Source organism: Streptomyces sp. NPDC045022 (assembly GCF_056432605.1).
Genome location: NZ_JBWKIR010000005.1, coordinates 268,734 through 286,291, shown reverse-complemented (window position 1 = coordinate 286,291; position 17,558 = coordinate 268,734). Strand labels below are relative to the sequence as shown.

Here is a 17,558-nt window from a genome sequence, read left to right as displayed (position 1 = left end):
CGACTGCGCGCCGGAGCCGCTGAGTCGGTGCCCCGCAGGGAGAACGGACTGTGCACCAGTGGTGACTGCACCGGCTACCGCTGTGGTGGTGGCGGGCGGTCAGACGAGTTCGGCAATGGCCCTCGCGGCCTCACCCGATGGCGCAGCGCGCCAAGCCTCAATCACCCAGTTGTGCGGTCAGCCAGAGCCGTCGCGTCAGACGGGGACTCCTCCAACTCGTCGAGGGCGTCAAGGAGGCTCTCGATCGTCTTCGCGCCGCTGATGGCCCTGGCAGCCGTCGCCGGAAGGTCCAGGGTGGAGCGGAGGTGGTCGACGACCGCGGCCTCGTTGTAGTGCAACGTGAAGTCCCTGCCGGTCTTCCGGTAGCCGATGACGACCTCGAACTCGGGGCTCCTCATGGCCTTCGGGCCGAGCTCCTCCTCGATGACCTTCATCTCGGTGTCGTCGAAGCGGAACGTCGCCCGGACCACGGGAATCCTCTGGTCGGCCGGGAGCCGCTTACGCTCCCGCGTCTTGCGGGCAGGGAAATCAACCACCTCGTCGAAGCCGGCGGGCTCCACGGGGTTGACCCGGAAGAGCGCCTGGAGAAGGGTCGTCTTGCCCGACTCGTTCTTGCCCACGAGGCAGGTGATGTCCTTCTCTACGTCGAATATGTCGGAGTCCTCGACGGACCGATAGTCGGTGATGTGAGCTCTGACCAGTTGCACTTTGCCTGGGGGTCCTTTCTCGGTTTTCCGTGAGGAGCCCCGGCGTGCCGTGTCGAGAGGCGATGATCACAACAGGATGACACTGGGTGCCTTCGGCGTTGCGTTCGAGGTATGTTCCAGACGCCAATCAGGAGCGACCCCGGTGCCGTCGACCTCGACGTCGCCGGGGTCCTCATTTGAGCCAAATCTGAGGGTAGCGCCCCCCACTGACAACCCCTCACCAATTCCCTCAGTGCTCGCACGGCGCTGGTGGTCGCGGCCGGATGGGCACCACACGGGCGTCGCTCACGAATGATCGTCCGTATCGATGCGTCGGCTGCGGTAACGATGGAGGCGACGTCCGACGGTGTTCGAAGTGAGGCCGAGAAGCGCTGCGACCTCTGGGGTCGTGTAGCCGCGTGCAGAGATCACCGCTACCGCGACTCGATGAGCGCAGGTCATCGCCACTCTCATTTTCAGTGTCCCGAACCCAGGCTATTTCGATGACCATCTAAGTGATAGTGAGCAGGTCAGACGCCTCGTCAACCCTCATTTTCAGCGGCGGCCCTCACCACCGGGCGCGAAGAGGGGGGTTGTCCCCAGTGCCAAGGACCTGAGCGCTCCCTAGGGTGGGGCGCATGAGCGCACTGGACCCGCGGAACGCCGGCCTCGAACAGGACCTGGACCTGAGGAAGGACCTCGACGCCACCGTACGGGCACGCAGGGAACTGGGCGAGGAGTACGACTCCGCGCTCGTGGACTCCTTCCTGGAGAAGGTCGATCAGCGGATCGACGACGTGGTGGACCGCCGGGTGCGGCGGCACCTGGCCGAGCAGCAGACGGCGGCGGCCCGCGGGGCCCGGCGGCCGAAGCCGGCCGACTCCTGGGCCGAGCGCTACGGCTTCGCCCTGATCACGCTGGTCCTGGCGATCCCGCTGTCCGCGATCGCCGGTGCCCTCGCCGGGATGGCCGGGATGGTGGCCACCTGGGTCGGCATCGTCGGCGTCAACGCGGTACAGGCCGTGCGGCTCAATCCGGAGCTCTTCACCGGCCGGCGCGGCCGGGACCGGTCCGCCCAGGACGACTGACCGGGCGGGCGGCCGCCGTCGGCACCCCGGCTCCGCCCGGCCGCCGCCTCACGCCTGCCGGGTCGGCAGCACGATGATCTGACGGAGGTTGACGTGCCGGGGCCGGCTGGCGGCGTAGGCGACGACATCCGCGACCTCCGCCGCCGTGAGCGCTCCGATCGCCTCCACCATGCCGTCCAGCTGCCCGGACAGCTCGGCACTGTCGACATGTGTCTTCAGCTCGGTCTCGGTCAGTCCCGGCTCGATGTTGGTGACCCGCACGTCGCGCGGCCCGAACTCGGTGCGCAGGGACTGCGACAGATAGGTGACCGCCGCCTTGGTCGCCCCGTACACCGCGTAGTTGGGGAAGGGGACGTGGGCGCCGATGGAGGAGACGTTCACCAGGTCGGCGGTGCGGCCCTCGGCGCCGGCGGCCACCAGGTCGGCGGTGAAGGCGCGGATGATCCGCAGCACCCCCGCGACATTGGTGTCGAGCATCCGCTGCCATTCGTCGAGCCGTCCGTCGCCGATCGGGTTCGGCAGCATGACACCGGCGTTGTTGACGACGAGGTCGACGGCTCCGAACGTCTCGTGGACCAGGTCACGGGCGGTCTCGACGGATGCGTCGTCGGTGACGTCGGCGGCCACGGCGAGCGCCTGGCCCCCGCCGGCCCGGATCTTCTCCACCAGCGCCTGCAGCCGGTCCGCGCGCCGGGCGAGCAGCGCCACGCGGCTGCCCTCGGCGGCGAGTTGCAGGGCGACGGCCTCGCCGATGCCGCTGGCTGCTCCGGTGACGACGGCGGTACGGCCGGACAGGTTCTCGTACGACATGGGTGTTCCCCCTGGGTTCACTGCCCCGCCGAGGCGTCTCCCCGGCGGCCGTCACCACCCTCGCCGCATCCGGCGGCCGTACCCAGGGATGCGCTTTTCCTGGGTCTGCCAGTACCAGGTTGGCGCGCCGCCACTGCCCTACGATCGGAGGCATGAACGGGGAATGGCGGGATGGAGAGGTGGGCGACTTCCTGCGCTCGCGCCGCGCCCGCATCCGGCCCGAGGAGGTGGGGCTGCCCGCGCACGGGCGGCGCCGCGTGCCGGGCCTGCGCCGCGAGGAGGTGGCCCAGCTCGCCGGGGTGAGCGTGGACTACTACATCCGGCTGGAGCAGGGCCGGGGGACGAGCGTCAGCGACGCCGTGCTGGACGCGATCGCGCGGGTGCTGCGGCTGGACGAGACCGAGCACGCCTACCTGCGGACGGTCGCCCGCCCGCCCCGCCGGCCAGGAAAGCGGCAGGCGCCCGCGCCGCGCGTCCGCCCCGGCATCCAGACACTGCTGGACGGCATGGAGCGCAGCCCGGCGTTCGTCCTGGGCCGCCGCATGGACGTCCTGGCGTGGAACGCGCTCGGCGACGCGGTGAACGGCTTCAGCCGTATGGCCCCGGCCGACAGGAACGTCCCCCGGCAGGTCTTCCTCGACCCGGCGGGCCGGGACCTCTATCCCGAGTGGGCCGCGGTGGCCGCCCAGACGGTGGCCCATCTGCGCCTGAGCGCGGGGCGGTACGCCGACGACACCGAGCTGTGCGCGCTGGTGGGCGAACTGTCGCTGAAGAGCGAGGACTTCCGCCGGCTGTGGGCGGACCACGAGGTCAAGGAGTGCGCGTACGGCGTGAAGAAGGTACGGCACCCGGTGGCCGGCCTGCTGACCCTGCCGTACGAGACGCTGACCGTCCCGGCGGACCCGGAACAGACGATCGTGGTGTACACGCCGGAGCCGGGCTCGGAGACCGCGGAACGCCTCGCCCTGCTGGGCAGTTGGGAGTCGAGCACCGCCCGCTGAGCGGTACCCGGCCAAGCCGCACCAACAGCACTCCGCCCACACCGGCGGACCACCGGCCACCCGGGCCAGCGGGCCACCAGCTCAGCGCGCCCACCGTTCGCCCGGCTGCCCGGCCCACCACGCAGCGTGCCCACCGGTCCACCGGCCACCCGGCCCACCGGCCACCCGGCCCACGAGCCCACCGGTCCCCCGGCCACCCGGCCCACCGGCCACCCGGCCCACGAGCCCACCGGTCCACCGGCCACCCGGCCCACGAGCCCACCGGTCCCCCGGCCACCCGGCCACCCGGCCCAGCGCACCCACCAGCCCAGCGTGCCCGCCACCCGGCCCAGCGCACCCACCAGCCCAGCGTGCCCGCCGGCCGCCCAGCAGCCCGCCAGGCCACCAGGCCACCAGGCCATCAGGCCACCAGGCCACCAGGCCACCAGGCCAGCGTGCCCACCGGCCACCCGGCCCAGCCGCACCCACCAGCCCGCCGGCGCCGCCTCACTCCACCGTCACGGACTTCGCCAGGTTGCGCGGCTGGTCCACCTCGTTGCCACGGGCGGTGGCCAGTTCGCAGGCGAAGACCTGCAACGGCACCGTGGCCACCAGCGGCTGCAGCAGCGTCGGCGTCGCGGGGACGCGGATCAGATGGTCGGCATACGGGACCACCGCCTCGTCCCCCTCCTCCGCGATCACGATGGTCCGTGCCCCCCGCGCCCGGATCTCCTGGATGTTGGAGACGATCTTGTCGTGCAGCACGGACCGGCCACGCGGTGACGGTACGACCACCACCACCGGCAGGTCCTCCTCGATCAGCGCGATCGGCCCGTGCTTCAGCTCGCCCGCCGCGAAACCCTCGGCGTGCATGTAGGCCAGTTCCTTGAGCTTCAGGGCGCCTTCGAGGGCGACCGGGTAGCCCACGTGCCGGCCCAGGAACAGCACGGTGTTCTTGGTGGCCAGGGTGCGGGCCAGGGCCCGTACCGGCTCCATCGTCTCCAGGACCCGCTCGACCTCCTCCGAGATCCGGGACAGGTCCCTGATGACGGCCTGGATCTCGTCACCCCACTTGGTGCCCCGCACCTGGCCCAGGTACAGGGCGACCAGATAGCAGGCCACCAGCTGGGTCAGGAACGCCTTCGTGGAGGCGACGGCGACCTCGGGGCCGGCGTGCGTGTACAGCACCGCGTCCGACTCGCGCGGGATCGTCGAGCCGTTGGTGTTGCAGATCGCCAGCACCTTGGAGCCCTGCTCGCGGGCGTGCCGGAGGGCCATCAGGGTGTCCATGGTCTCGCCGGACTGGGAGATGGCGATGACGAGGGAGCGCCCGTCCAGGATCGGGGCCCGGTAGCGGAACTCGCTCGCCAGTTCCACCTCGCACGGGATGCGCGTCCAGTGCTCGATGGCGTACTTGGCGATCAGACCGGCGTGGAAGGCCGTACCGCAGGCGACGATGACGACCTTGTCGACCTCGCGCAGTTCGGACGGGCTGATCCGGACCTCGTCCAGGGTCAGCGAGCCGGACGGGTCGATGCGCCCGAGCAGCGTGTCGGCGACCGCCTTGGGCTGCTCGGCGATCTCCTTGAGCATGAAGTAGTCGTAGCCCCCCTTCTCCGCGGCGGAGGCGTCCCAGTCCACGTGGTAGGACCGGACCTCGGCCGGGCGGCCGTCGAAGCCGGTCACCGTGACGCCGTCGCGGCGCAGCTCCACCACCTGGTCCTGGCCCAGCTCGATCGCCGACCGCGTGTGGGCGATGAACGCGGCGACGTCGGAGGCCAGGAACGCCTCACCCTCGCCGACGCCCACCACGAGCGGGGAGTTCCGCCGTGCGCCGACGACCACCCCCGGATCGTCGGCGTGCGCCGCGACCAGGGTGAACGCACCCTCCAGCCGCCGGCACACCAGCCGCATCGCCTCCGCCAGGTCGGCGGTCGCCGAGAACTCCTCGGCCAGCAGGTGGGCGACCACCTCCGTGTCCGTCTCGGAGGTCAGCTCGTGCCCCCGCTCGGCCAACTCCGCCCGCAGCACCGCGAAGTTCTCGATGATGCCGTTGTGGACCACGGCGACCCGGCCCGCGTTGTCGAGGTGCGGGTGGGCGTTCGCGTCCGTGGGGCCGCCGTGCGTGGCCCAGCGCGTGTGGCCGATGCCCGTCGGGCCCGTCGGCAGCGGCCGTTCGACCAGCTCCTTCTCCAGGTTGACCAGCTTCCCGGCCTTCTTCGCGGCGGCCAGCCCGCCGTCCGCGAGCACGGCGACACCCGCCGAGTCGTACCCCCGGTACTCCAGCCGCTTGAGCCCGGCCATCACGACATCGAGCGCCGACTGCGGCCCTACGTATCCCACGATTCCGCACATGAGCGGCAGCCTACGGCTCGGGAGCGTCCCGAAACGGGCTCCGCCTGCCCGGAATCGGAAATTCCCACCGCCGTACGAAGGGCCCGTGATCGAATTGCCTTCGGTGCGGACCCGGAGGGGCGGAGATCGGGTGAGCGAGCGGTACCGCGAGGTGTACTACTTCGACTTTCATGAGGACTTCGGGCTGAGCGGACTCGCCGGAAGTGTCTGCTCCGGCACCGGACCGCGCCCGGACCCGCGCTCGGTACTGGCATGTGCCGCGCGGGCCGCCACCGACGACGAGGACTACCGGCTCGGCGTCGACGTACGCCTCCTGCTGGACTCTCCGCTGCCGGACGAGTCGCTCCGTGCCCTGTGGTCCGCCCTCACCGCCGGCTGCTTCGACCCGTCCGCCGGTCACGGCATCGCCCCGCGGAACTGGCTGCGCCTGCTGGCAGAGGTGGGCCCGGCCGACGCGCCCGTCCGGGCCGTCGCGGAGCGAGAGGTCCTGGACGACAGACGCCCCGCGGTGCCCGAGGACGAACTGCGCGCGGCCGTACGCGCCGAGCTGTCGCCGGCCGCCGCCGCCCCGGTGCCACCGTCCGTCGCCCCCGCGCTCCGCCGGATCGTCGACGACGTCGACGCCGACCTGGGCTTCCGGCTGCTGCTGCGCGTCCTCAAGGCACACGCCGTACCCGTGGAGAAGGAGCGGTACGACCGGCTGCGGGGCATCGGCGACCAGCTGGCCCACCCCGGGTCCGCCGTCTTCGAGGGCCTCCGGGTGCGGTGGCCGCCGTTGGACGCCGGCCTGCGGGACTTCTCGGACCGGTTCGGGCTGCCCTTCCTCGCGGCGATGTACCACGGGCAGTACGACGCCTGGCGGTGGGCGGGCACGGGCACACCACGTGAATACATCACGACACTCACCCACGGCGACCCCGGTCTCGCCCCCGGCACCCACGCCGCCGTCCTCCTCCAGGACACCCGGCGCCTGCTGGATTCGCCGCTGTCCGACACGGCGGTCACCACGCTGTGGCAGACGGCTTCGGCCCGGCGGCGGGACGCGGACGACGCGGACATCGTCCTGTGGCGGACCCTCACCTGCGGACCTCGCCGCGTGGACGACTTCGACCTGGACGGCCGGGAGTGGCTGCTGGAGATCGCCGCGGTGTGCGGCGAACGGCTGGCGGAGGTCGCCCCGGACCACACACCGGCCGTGTCACCGCCCCGCACCGAGCTCACGGATCAGGTGCTGCGCGAGGCCACGGAGATCGGCCCCCTCCTGAACCGCACGGCCGGCGACATCACGGACGTGCTGCGGGAGACGGTGATCTCCGTGGACCCGGACCTGGGCTTCCGCTTCCTGCTGCAGACACTGGCCGCGCACGACGTCCCGGTGACACGCGCCCAGCAGGCCCGTCACCAGGCTCTCGGCGCCCGCCTCGGCTACCACGAGGTATACGTCACCGACCGCTTGGAGAGGCTGGTGCGGCCGGAGTGAGCGGGCCCGAGGGGAGGCGTGACGGACCCCACCCGCCGCCCCGTTCAAACTCCGTTAACAATGGACTGTGATCTCACCGGTCTCCGCGATGCCCAGGAGCGCCCACCGGCACAGGCCGGAGGCGACTCCCTACGTCGACCTCACCCGCGCCGAGTGGAGCGCGCTGCGCGACAAGACCCCGCTGCCGCTCACCGCCGAGGAGGTGGAGAAACTCCGCGGCCTCGGCGACGTCATCGACCTCGACGAGGTGCGGGACGTCTACCTCCCGCTCTCCCGGCTCCTCAACCTCTACGTCGGCGCCACCGACGGCCTGCGAGGCGCGCTGAACACCTTCCTCGGCGAGCAGGGCTCCCAGTCCGGCACTCCCTTCGTCATAGGAGTCGCCGGCTCCGTGGCCGTGGGGAAGTCCACGGTGGCCCGCCTCCTCCAGGCCCTGCTCTCCCGCTGGCCCGAGCACCCGCGCGTGGAACTGGTCACGACGGACGGCTTCCTGCTCCCCACCAGAGAGCTGGAGGCCCGCGGCCTGATGTCGCGGAAAGGATTCCCCGAGTCCTACGACCGCCGCGCCCTCACCCGCTTCGTCGCCGACATCAAGGCGGGGAAGCGCGAGGTCACGGCGCCTGTCTACTCCCACCTCATCTACGACATCGTCCCGGACAGGAAGCTCACCGTCCGCCGCCCCGACATCCTCATCGTGGAGGGCCTGAACGTCCTCCAGCCCGCCCTGCCCGGCAAGGACGGCCGCACCCGCGTGGGCCTCGCCGACTACTTCGACTTCAGCGTGTACGTCGACGCGAGCGCCGAGGACATCGAGCGCTGGTACCTCAACCGCTTCAAGAAGCTGCGCCACACGGCGTTCCAGAATCCGAACTCGTACTTCCGCAAGTACACCCAGGTCTCCGAGGACGAAGCCCTCGACTACGCCCGCACGTTGTGGCGGACGATCAACAAGCCCAACCTGGTCGAGAACATCGCCCCGACCCGCGGCCGCGCCGCCCTCATCCTCCGCAAGGGCCCGGACCACAAGGTGCAGCGGCTGCGGTTGCGCAAGTTGTGACGTGTCCCTGGCGGACTGTTAGAAAGGCGTCATGCTGCATCTACGCCTGATCACCCCGGCCGAGACGACGGACGAGGTGGTGCGGCTGATCGAGAGGACGGTCGGCACCACCCACCTCGTGGTGCTGCCGGGGGCCGCCCGCAATCCCGCCGGGGACGTCGTGATGTGCGACGTGGCGCGCGAGGCGGGCGACGAACTCCTCACCTCGCTGCGCAAGCTGGCCCTGGACAAGACCGGGTCCATCGCGGTCGAGAACATCGACCTCTCCCTGTCCCGGCGGGCCGACGAGGCGGAGGCCGAGGCGCCGGGCGAGGGCGCGGACGCGGTGCTGTGGGAGGGCCTGGCCGACGCGACCCACGAGGAGTCGACGCTGTCGGTGACCTATGTCGCCTTCATCACACTGGCCACGATGATCGCGGCGTGCGGTGTGGTGCTGGACAACGCCATCCTGATCGTGGGCGCGATGGCGGTGGGCCCGGAGTTCGGTCCGCTGGCCGGCATCTGCACGGCCCTGGTGCAGCGTCGGCCGCGCCTGGCGTGGCGCTCGGCGACCGCGCTGCTGGTGGGCTTCGCGGCGGCCATGGCGGTGACGTCGGCCTTCAGCCTGTTCATGGACGCGGTCGGCCTGTTCAGCAAGGCGCAGCTGGAGGCCGACCGGCCCAACACCGGCTTCATCTACGCCCCGGACTGGTTCTCGTTCGTCGTGGCGGTGCTCGCCGGGATCGCCGGCACGCTGTCCCTGACGTCCGCCAAGTCCGGCGCTCTCGTCGGCGTCGCCATCTCCGTGACGACCGTACCCGCCGCCGCCAACGCGGCCGTGGCCCTCGTCTACAGCGACACCGACCAGACCGTGCGCTCCTCGGAACAGCTGCTGCTGAACCTGCTCGGCATCATCCTCGCCGGAACGCTCACGCTGCTCGCCCAGAAGCACTTCTGGAAGCGGCAACGGCAGCGAGCCTGAGGGGCGCGGGGAACTGCGCGGCAAGCCACGACGAACCCGCGGCCCGTAACCGGCGGCTCCCGGCACCCCGGGCCCGGCGCTAGCCCAACGCCGACTTCACCGCATCGGCGAGCCGCCCGGCCACCGACCGAGCCTGGTCGATGTCCGCGGCTTCGACCATGACCCGCACCAGCGGCTCGGTCCCGGAGGGACGCAGCAGCACCCGCCCCGTCTCCCCCAGCTCCCGCTCGGCCTCGGAGACCGCGGCGGCGAGGTCGGCCGACGTACGCACCCGCGACCTGTCCACGTCCGGGACGTTGATCAGCACCTGCGGCAGCCGCTCCATCACGGAGGCCAGCTCCCGAAGGCTACGGCCGCTCTCCGCGACCCGAGCGGCCAGCAGCAGCCCGGTCAGCGTGCCGTCACCGGTCGTCGCGTGGTCGAGGATGATCACGTGCCCGGACTGCTCGCCGCCCAGGGCGAAGTCGTGCTCCTTCATCTCCTCCAGCACGTACCGGTCGCCGACGGCGGTCTGCACGAGCCGGATGCCCGCACGCTCCATCGCCAGCTTGAAGCCCAGGTTGGACATCACCGTGGCGACCACCGTGTCGGCCCGCAGCGCGGAATGCTCCCGCATCGCCAGCGCCAGCACGGCGAGGATCTGGTCGCCGTCGATCTCCTCGCCGGTGTGGTCCACGGCCAGGCACCGGTCCGCGTCCCCGTCGTGCGCGATGCCGAGGTGCGCACCGTTCCCGATGACGGCGGCCTTCAGCTTGTCCAGGTGGGTCGAGCCGCAGCCGTCGTTGATGTTGAGCCCGTCCGGCTCGGCACCGATCGTGATGACCTCGGCGCCCGCCCGGGAGAACGCCTCCGGCGAGACCCCCGAGGCCGCGCCGTGCGCTTCGTCCAGGACGATCTTCAGTCCCTCGAGCCGGTGGGGAAGCACCGACAGCAGATGGGCGATGTACTGCTCGGAACCCTCGTCGTACGACCGCACGCGGCCGACCCCGGCGCCCGTCGGCCGCTCCCAGGGCTCACCGTGCCGGTGCGACTCGTACACCGCCTCGATCCTGTCCTCCAGCTCGTCGGCCAGTTTGTGGCCGCCGCGGGCGAAGAACTTGATGCCGTTGTCCGGCATGGCGTTGTGGCTGGCGGAGAGCATCACACCCAGGTCGGCGCCGAGCGCGCCGGTGAGGTGCGCGACCGCCGGCGTCGGCAGCACACCGACGCGGAGCACGTCCACGCCCGCGCTGGCCAGGCCCGCGACCACGGCCGCCTCCAGGAACTCCCCGGACGCGCGCGGGTCCCGTCCGACCACCGCCGTCGGCCTGTGGCCCTCGAAGGTGCCCGCCTCGGCCAGCACATGCGCCGCCGCGACGGAGAGACCGAGCGCCATCTCGGCCGTCAGATCCGCGTTGGCGACACCGCGCACGCCGTCCGTGCCGAAGAGTCGTCCCACTTGTCCTCCAGAGGAAGCGTCATTGCTGCCGGGAATGATGCCAGGCGCCGTGACATCCGATCGCATAAGCCTTTGAGCGTCTTGTGTCGTTATACGCCCTTGGCTGGGATAAACGAACGCCCCGACGGCACATGTGGCGTGCCGCCGGGGCGTTCGGAGTACGAGCAGGCAGCTGCTGATTAGCGCTTGCTGTACTGCGGGGCCTTGCGGGCCTTCTTCAGACCGGCCTTCTTGCGCTCGACCGCACGGTCGTCGCGCTTGAGGAAGCCGGCCTTCTTGAGCGGGCCGCGGTTGTTGTCGACGTCGGCCTCGTTCAGGGCGCGGGCGACACCGAGACGGAGCGCACCGGCCTGGCCGGAGACACCGCCACCCGCGATGCGGGCGATGACGTCGTAACGGCCCTCGAGCTCGAGCACCTTGAAGGGCTCGTTGACTTCCTGCTGGTGCACCTTGTTCGGGAAGTAGTCCTCGAGGGTGCGACCGTTGATCTTCCACTTGCCGGTGCCCGGGACGATCCGGACGCGGGCGATGGCGTTCTTGCGGCGGCCCAGGCCGGCGGCCGGCTGGGGCTCACCGAAGCGGGACGCGAGGGACTCGGAGGTGTACTCGCCCTCGACGGGGACGTCCGACTCCGTGGTGTAGCTGTCGATGTCAAGCTCTTCGAGCGGCTGCTCGGCAGTGGTCTCGGCCACGATTCTCCTCAGATTCTGTTCAGTCTTAGGGGGTGGCCGGACTTACTGCGCGACCTGGGTGATCTCGAACGGCACCGGCTGCTGGGCAGCGTGCGGGTGCTGGTCACCCTTGTAGACCTTCAGCTTCGAGAGCATCTGACGGCCCAGAGTGTTCTTGGGGAGCATGCCCTTGACGGCCTTCTCGATGGCCTTCTCGGGGTTCTTGTCGAGCAGCTCGTCGTAGCGGACGGAGCGCAGACCACCCGGGTAACCGGAGTGGCGGTACGCCATCTTCTGGGTCCGCTTGTTGCCGGACAGGTGCACCTTGTCGGCGTTGATGATGATGACGAAGTCACCAGTGTCGACGTGCGGCGCGTAGATGGGCTTGTGCTTGCCCCGGAGAAGGGTCGCTGCGGTGGTGGCGAGACGACCCAGGACAACGTCCTGAGCGTCGATGACGTGCCACTGGCGCGTCACATCGCCGGGCTTGGGGCTGTACGTACGCACGGTTCGTAGCCTTCGCTTCGAGTGAATGGTCCTGAACAGGTCACCGAAACGATCACGACAGCCCTGACCGCACCGCGGTGACGCAACCGCGTGCTGATCGCTGGTCATCGGCCCGGTGGACCGGTGTAAGGGCCCGTCCCGTGAGAATGAGCAAGCCAATACACAACGAAGAAGCAGGTTACCCGGGCGCCCCCGTACGGGTCAAAACGAGGCATGCCGACGGACAAAAAAGGCATGCCGCCGCACGCGCGCCGGCACCCCCCGGCGCCCGTCTAAGATGCGCCCCATGAGTTACGGGCAGGGGGGACCCCAGTCTCAGTGGGATCCCTGGACACCGCATTCCCAGCAACCCTGGAGCAGCGGCGACGACGACGGGACTCCGGACTGGGCCGCGCTCGCGGAAGCCTCGGAGACCCGGAACAAACGTCGCAGGCTCCTGTTCATCGGCGGCGGCGCGCTCGCCACGGTCGCGGTCGGCACCGCCGTCGCGATGGCCGTCGTCTCCGCGAACGGCGGCGACGACCCGCACGGCGGCCCCAGCAACCTGCCCGCCAGCGCCTCGCTGCCCGGCTCGGCCTCCGCGACGCCGTCCTTCGCGCCCACCAGCGCCCCACCGCCGCTGGATCCGAAGGACTTCATATCCAGCGCCGAGAAGGACACCGCCCCGCTCAGCCCCGACACCCTCTTCCCGGGCACCCGGCTGACCATGGGCGACACGGTGTACAAGAAGGGCGCCACGGCCGACACCCGGAACTGCGCCTCGGCCGTCGGCGGCAACCTGCCGAAGGTCCTCAGGGCCAACGGCTGCACCCGTCTGATGCGCGTGAGCTACGCCAACGGCGGTATCGCCGTCACCGTCGGTGTCGCGGTCTTCGGCACCGAGGCACAGGCCACGAAGGTCAAGGCCCAGGCGGGCGGCAAGAAGAACCTCGTGAACGCGCTGCCCGGCAAGGGCATCAAGAACTTCTGCGACGCCGCGATCTGCCGCACCACCACGAACGCCTACGGCCGCTACGCCTACTTCACGATCAGCGGCTTCACCAACGGCAAGAACGTCACCACCAAGGACACCAAGGTCTTCAGCACCGGTGACGACCTGGGCCAGTTCACCTTCACCCAGATCCACCGCCGCGGCCAGGCCCAGGCCTCCGCGGCGGCGAACCAGTAGCTCAGCAGCACCCCGCCGACGGCAGCGATCGCCTGTTCCGCGCCTCCTTGTTGCGCGCGGCCAGCAGCTCGTCGGCGGGGTAGCCGACCTCCTCCAGGGTCAGCCCGTGCGGCCGTACGACGTGCACGGCGGAGTCCCGGACCCCCGCGGCCAGCACCTTCCCGGGCCACTCCGGCCCCCGGTGCCCGTCCCCGACGAACAGCAGCGCGCCGATCAGCGAGCGCACCATGTTGTGGCAGAACGCGTCCGCCCGGACCGTCGCCGTGATCACCCCGTCGGCGCCCCGCAGGAGGCTCAGCTCCTGCAGCGTGCGAATCGTGGTCGCGCCGTCCCGCTTCTTGCAGTAGGCGGCGAAGTCGTGCTCGCCGACCAGCGCCCCCGCGGCCTCGTTCATGGCGTCCACGTCGAGGGGCCAGTCGTGCCAGAGCACATGACCCCGCAGGAGCGGATCGACTCCCCCGGGGTTGTCCGTCACCCGGTACGCGTACCGGCGCCAGATCGCCGAGAACCGGGCGTTGAACCCCGCCGGAGCCTCGGAGAGCCGCCAGACCCGCACGTCCTTCGACAGCCGCCCGGCGAGCCGCTTCAGCAGCTTCTCCCGGTGCTCGGCCCACAGCTCCCCGGGCAGGTCGACGTGGGCCACCTGGCCGCGCGCGTGCACCCCGGCGTCCGTCCGCCCGGCCACGGTCAGCTCGTACGTCTCCTTCGACCGCGTCACCGTACGCAGGGCGTCCTCGATCTCCCCCTGCACGGTCCGCCTGCCGCCCGCCTGCTTGGCCCAGCCGTGGAAGCCGGTGCCGTCGTAGGAGAGGTCGAGGCGGATGCGTACGAATCCGGGCTGTACTTCGTCACTCACAGACAGATCCTCTCAAGCCCAGGCTCCTTCCGGATACGCGAAAGCGGGCCCGCCCCGAAGGGCGAACCCGCTTCCAGCGTCAGGCAGGGCCTCAGGCGTCCTTGGACTCCTCGGCCGGAGCCTCGGTGGCCTCGGTCTGCTCGACCTTGGGCTCCTCGGCCTCCTTGACCGCGCGCTTGGTGGCGGCCTCGGCCTCACCCACGGCCTTCTGCTGCACCGTCAGCGCCTCGACCAGCTCGATGACGGCCATGGGCGCGTTGTCGCCACGGCGGTTACCGATCTTGGTGATGCGGGTGTAACCACCGGGGCGGTTCTCGTACCGCGGGCCGATCTCGGTGAAGAGCGTGTGGACGACGCTCTTGTCCGTGATGACCTGGAGCACCTGACGGCGGTTGTGAAGGTCGCCCTTCTTCGCCTTGGTGACCAGACGCTCGGCGTACGGACGCAGGCGGCGGGCCTTCGCCTCGGTGGTGGTGATGCGGCCGTGCTCGAAGAGGCTCTTCGCGAGGTTCGCGAGGAGCAGCTTCTCGTGCGCGGCGCTGCCGCCCAGACGGGCACCCTTGGTGGGCTTCGGCATGGTTCTTCTCCTGTGTGTCTGCCCCGGCCGTATCAGGTACCGGAGTCAGTATCCGAGCGGGCGGGTTTGCCCGTCGGAGACCCCGCGCCCGAAGGGGCGCGGGGAACTGCGCGACCAGCCACGGCGGGCCCGCAGACGAAGACCGGCCCGGCGAGGCACCGTCCTGAGTCGGTCGCCCCGCCGGAGGCGATCAGTACTGCTCGGTCTCGACGAACCCGGCGTCCGCGTCGTCGTCCGCGCCGAAGGCGTCCGCGGCGGCGGTCGGGTCGAATCCGGGCGGGCTGTCCTTCAGGGCCAGGCCCATGCCGGCCAGCTTCGCCTTGACCTCGTCGATGGACTTCGCACCGAAGTTGCGGATGTCCAGGAGGTCGGCCTCGGAGCGCGCGACCAGTTCACCCACGGAGTGGATGCCCTCACGCTTGAGGCAGTTGTAGGAGCGGACGGTGAGCTCCAGCTCCTCGATCGGCAGCGCGAGGTCGGCGGCCAGGGCGGCGTCCGTGGGGGACGGGCCCATGTCGATGCCCTCGGCGTCGATGTTCAGCTCGCGGGCGAGACCGAACAGCTCGACCAGGGTCTTACCGGCAGACGCCATGGCGTCACGGGGACGCATGGCCTGCTTGGTCTCGACGTCGACGATCAGCTTGTCGAAGTCGGTGCGCTGCTCGACACGCGTGGCCTCGACCTTGTACGTGACCTTCAGCACCGGCGAGTAGATGGAGTCGACCGGGATACGGCCGATCTCCTGGCCCACCTGCTTGTTCTGCACGGCGGAGACGTAGCCGCGACCGCGCTCGACGGTCAGCTCCATCTCCAGCTTGCCCTTGCCGTTGAGCGTGGCGAGGACCAGGTCGGGGTTGTGCACCTCGACACCGGCCGGGGGCGCGATGTCGGCGGCGGTGACCAGACCCGGGCCCTGCTTGCGCAGGTACATCACGACCGGCTCGTCGTGCTCCGAGGAGACGACCAGCTGCTTGATGTTGAGGATCAGGTCGGTGACGTCCTCCTTGACGCCCGGCACGGTGGTGAACTCGTGCAGCACGCCGTCGATGCGGATGCTGGTGACAGCGGCACCCGGGATCGAGGACAGCAGGGTACGGCGCAGGGAGTTGCCGAGGGTGTAGCCGAAGCCCGGCTCCAGCGGCTCGATCACGAACCGGGAGCGGAACTCGTCGACGACCTCTTCGGTCAACGAGGGACGCTGAGCGATCAGCATGTGTGGATCAGATCCTTCATTCGTGGACGCCCGCTATTTGACGCCCGACGGAAACCGCACCCGTGAAAAGCGCGGGTACTGCAAGGGTACGGGCGGCATGCCCCTTACGGAGCCGTGCCGCCCGGACTCTCCACGCAACCGTGCGTCAGACGCGACGGCGCTTCGGCGGACGGCAGCCGTTGTGCGGGGTCGGGGTGACGTCCTGGATGGAGCCGACCTCGAGGCCCGTGGCCTGCAGGGAACGGATCGCGGTCTCACGACCGGAACCCGGGCCCTTGACGAACACGTCGACCTTGCGCATGCCGTGCTCCTGGGCGCGGCGGGCGGCCGACTCGGCAGCCATCTGCGCGGCGAACGGCGTGGACTTCCGGGAGCCCTTGAAGCCGACGTGGCCGGCGGAGGCCCAGGAGATCACGTTGCCGGACGGGTCCGTGATCGAGACGATCGTGTTGTTGAACGTGCTCTTGATGTGCGCGTGGCCGTGAGCGACGTTCTTCTTTTCCTTGCGGCGCACCTTCTTGGCAGCGCCCTGACGTCCCTTGGGGGGCATCTACTAACTCCTACGGGAGGTGGTCGGTCCTACAGCGAAGACCGTGGACAGGTGTCCGCTGCGGACTACTTCTTGCCCGGCTTCTTCTTGCCGGCGATGGCGCGACGCGGGCCCTTGCGGGTACGAGCGTTGGTGCTGGTGCGCTGACCGCGGACAGGCAGACCGCGACGGTGACGGAGACCCTGGTAGGTACCGATCTCGACCTTGCGGCGGATGTCGGCCTGGATCTCGCGACGGAGGTCACCCTCGGTCTTGATGTTGTTGTCGACGTACTCGCGGATCGCGACCAGCTGCTCTTCGCTCAGGTCACGAACGCGGGTGTTCGGGTCGACGCCGGTCGCAGCCAGCGTCTCCTTCGAGAGGGTCCGGCCAATGCCGAACACGTAGGTGAGGGCGATCTCCACGCGCTTTTCGCGCGGGATGTCAACACCGGAAACGCGTGCCATTCAATGGCTCCTGGTGAATCTTCGGAGGTCTTCCACAGAACCGGCTCCCGGCCGCCGTACTAGGTACGAACCGGGTCCCCGGCCTCCGAACCGGGGGTGTCGAGCTGGTTGGCTCGGGATCTGCGTATGAACATATTCAGCTTGCGTCGCGCGAAACTCTGCGATGGGTGCAGAGGGATCGGTCGTGCGTCAGCCCTGGCGCTGCTTGTGGCGCGGGTTCTCGCAGATGACCATGACCCGGCCGTGACGGCGGATCACCCTGCACTTGTCGCAGATCTTCTTGACGCTCGGCTTGACCTTCATTGGGTGAGGTTCTCCGGGTCAGTGCCATCGCTCCGGGCGGACCCGGGGCGCGGGCAAGATCTACTTGTACCGGTAGACGATCCGGCCACGCGTCAGGTCGTACGGAGACAGCTCCACCACGACCCGGTCGTCAGGGAGGATACGGATGTAGTGCATACGCATCTTGCCGCTGATGTGTGCCAGGACCTGGTGGCCGTTCTGGAGCTCGACCTTGAACATGGCGTTCGGCAGAGACTCGACGACAGTGCCCTCGATCTCGATGGCACCTTGCTTCTTGGCCACGCTTTGCCCTTCGAATCGACTACCTTGATCGACTCTCTCCCTTACCCCGGGAGGCAAGCGCGAACGCATGCGGACATGCGGGTGCACGAGAGCCGACGAGTCAGTCTACGTCGGCGCACCCGGAAAGGCG

At 69.9% G+C, this 17,558-nt stretch carries 20 protein-coding genes; 6 read left to right on the top strand and 14 right to left on the bottom strand.

The features are described 5' to 3' along the window. Nucleotides 1–161: 161 nt before the first annotated feature. Together AC07C1_RS12540 and AC07C1_RS12535 are read right to left on the bottom strand one after the other, a co-directional pair. Nucleotides 162–707, bottom strand: a complete 546-nt coding sequence (locus tag AC07C1_RS12540; protein ID WP_478938651.1) for an AAA family ATPase — start codon at nt 705–707, stop codon at nt 162–164. Between the two features lie 285 nt (nt 708–992). Beyond that, nucleotides 993–1,148: a helix-turn-helix domain-containing protein gene (locus AC07C1_RS12535; RefSeq protein ID WP_478938650.1), complete on the bottom strand. Its 156-nt coding sequence runs from the start codon at nt 1,146–1,148 to the stop codon at nt 993–995. A gap of 176 nt (nt 1,149–1,324) precedes the next feature. On the opposite strand from AC07C1_RS12535, the gene AC07C1_RS12530 reads away from it, so the two are divergent. Continuing rightward, nucleotides 1,325–1,774 carry a hypothetical protein gene (locus AC07C1_RS12530; RefSeq protein WP_478938649.1) on the top strand — a complete coding sequence of 150 codons (450 nt, stop codon included), beginning with the start codon at nt 1,325–1,327 and terminating at the stop codon, nt 1,772–1,774. 48 nt (nt 1,775–1,822) lie between these two features. On the opposite strand, the gene AC07C1_RS12525 is transcribed toward AC07C1_RS12530, so the two are convergent. Then, nucleotides 1,823–2,584, bottom strand: coding sequence for an SDR family oxidoreductase (locus AC07C1_RS12525; protein WP_478938648.1), 762 nt, complete (start codon nt 2,582–2,584; stop codon nt 1,823–1,825). 152 nt (nt 2,585–2,736) lie between these two features. On the opposite strand from AC07C1_RS12525, the gene AC07C1_RS12520 reads away from it, so the two are divergent. After that, nucleotides 2,737–3,585, top strand: a complete 849-nt coding sequence (locus tag AC07C1_RS12520) for a helix-turn-helix transcriptional regulator (protein ID WP_478938647.1) — start codon at nt 2,737–2,739, stop codon at nt 3,583–3,585. A 486-nt stretch (nt 3,586–4,071) separates the two neighbouring features. On the opposite strand, the gene glmS is transcribed toward AC07C1_RS12520, so the two are convergent. Continuing rightward, a complete protein-coding gene (gene glmS / locus AC07C1_RS12515) occupies nt 4,072–5,919 on the bottom strand; it encodes a glutamine--fructose-6-phosphate transaminase (isomerizing) (protein ID WP_478938646.1) in 1,848 nt (615 codons plus the stop codon). Nucleotides 5,920–6,049: 130 nt separating this feature from the next. Between glmS and AC07C1_RS12510 the strand changes: the two genes are divergently transcribed. From AC07C1_RS12510 to AC07C1_RS12500, 3 genes are all read left to right on the top strand, one after another. Further along, the gene (locus tag AC07C1_RS12510) at nt 6,050–7,399 is read left to right on the top strand and encodes a hypothetical protein (protein ID WP_478938645.1); all 1,350 of its coding nucleotides are present in this window, start codon (nt 6,050–6,052) and stop codon (nt 7,397–7,399) included. 88 nt (nt 7,400–7,487) lie between these two features. Next, nucleotides 7,488–8,456 carry a type I pantothenate kinase gene (gene coaA, locus AC07C1_RS12505; RefSeq protein ID WP_478938733.1) on the top strand — a complete coding sequence of 323 codons (969 nt, stop codon included), beginning with the start codon at nt 7,488–7,490 and terminating at the stop codon, nt 8,454–8,456. Between the two features lie 31 nt (nt 8,457–8,487). Then, nucleotides 8,488–9,417, top strand: coding sequence for a DUF389 domain-containing protein (locus AC07C1_RS12500; protein ID WP_478938644.1), 930 nt, complete (start codon nt 8,488–8,490; stop codon nt 9,415–9,417). Nucleotides 9,418–9,496: 79 nt separating this feature from the next. On the opposite strand, the gene glmM is transcribed toward AC07C1_RS12500, so the two are convergent. The 3 genes from glmM to rplM all read right to left on the bottom strand — a co-directional run bounded on the left by glmM (nt 9,497) and on the right by rplM (nt 12,033). After that, nucleotides 9,497–10,855, bottom strand: coding sequence for a phosphoglucosamine mutase (gene glmM, locus AC07C1_RS12495; protein WP_478938643.1), 1,359 nt, complete (start codon nt 10,853–10,855; stop codon nt 9,497–9,499). 179 nt (nt 10,856–11,034) lie between these two features. Then, nucleotides 11,035–11,547, bottom strand: coding sequence for a 30S ribosomal protein S9 (gene rpsI / locus AC07C1_RS12490; RefSeq protein ID WP_020941689.1), 513 nt, complete (start codon nt 11,545–11,547; stop codon nt 11,035–11,037). Between the two features lie 42 nt (nt 11,548–11,589). Beyond that, nucleotides 11,590–12,033: a 50S ribosomal protein L13 gene (rplM, locus tag AC07C1_RS12485; protein ID WP_315884859.1), complete on the bottom strand. Its 444-nt coding sequence runs from the start codon at nt 12,031–12,033 to the stop codon at nt 11,590–11,592. 286 nt (nt 12,034–12,319) lie between these two features. Here rplM and AC07C1_RS12480 point away from each other — a divergent pair, with 286 nt between their 5' ends. Next, entirely contained in the window at nt 12,320–13,201 is an 882-nt protein-coding gene (locus tag AC07C1_RS12480) for a hypothetical protein (protein ID WP_478938642.1), read from the top strand. A 1-nt stretch (nt 13,202) separates the two neighbouring features. Here AC07C1_RS12480 and truA read toward each other — a convergent pair whose 3' ends face one another. From truA to infA, 7 genes are all read right to left on the bottom strand, one after another. Beyond that, nucleotides 13,203–14,057 (bottom strand): tRNA pseudouridine(38-40) synthase TruA, encoded by an 855-nt coding sequence (gene truA / locus AC07C1_RS12475; protein ID WP_478938641.1) that lies wholly within the window; start codon nt 14,055–14,057, stop codon nt 13,203–13,205. A 91-nt stretch (nt 14,058–14,148) separates the two neighbouring features. Next, nucleotides 14,149–14,634, bottom strand: coding sequence for a 50S ribosomal protein L17 (rplQ, locus tag AC07C1_RS12470; protein ID WP_478938640.1), 486 nt, complete (start codon nt 14,632–14,634; stop codon nt 14,149–14,151). Nucleotides 14,635–14,824: 190 nt separating this feature from the next. Continuing rightward, the gene (locus tag AC07C1_RS12465) at nt 14,825–15,847 is read right to left on the bottom strand and encodes a DNA-directed RNA polymerase subunit alpha (RefSeq protein WP_003966937.1); all 1,023 of its coding nucleotides are present in this window, start codon (nt 15,845–15,847) and stop codon (nt 14,825–14,827) included. A gap of 145 nt (nt 15,848–15,992) precedes the next feature. After that, a complete protein-coding gene (gene rpsK, locus AC07C1_RS12460) occupies nt 15,993–16,397 on the bottom strand; it encodes a 30S ribosomal protein S11 (RefSeq protein WP_003956432.1) in 405 nt (134 codons plus the stop codon). A gap of 65 nt (nt 16,398–16,462) precedes the next feature. Beyond that, nucleotides 16,463–16,843 carry a 30S ribosomal protein S13 gene (gene rpsM, locus AC07C1_RS12455; protein ID WP_030745266.1) on the bottom strand — a complete coding sequence of 127 codons (381 nt, stop codon included), beginning with the start codon at nt 16,841–16,843 and terminating at the stop codon, nt 16,463–16,465. Nucleotides 16,844–17,032: 189 nt separating this feature from the next. Then, on the bottom strand, nt 17,033–17,146 hold the full coding sequence (gene rpmJ / locus AC07C1_RS12450) for a 50S ribosomal protein L36 (protein ID WP_003998809.1): 114 nt from the start codon (nt 17,144–17,146) through the stop codon (nt 17,033–17,035). A 60-nt stretch (nt 17,147–17,206) separates the two neighbouring features. Further along, nucleotides 17,207–17,428, bottom strand: coding sequence for a translation initiation factor IF-1 (gene infA / locus AC07C1_RS12445; RefSeq protein WP_003948620.1), 222 nt, complete (start codon nt 17,426–17,428; stop codon nt 17,207–17,209). Nucleotides 17,429–17,558: the final 130 nt, after the last annotated feature.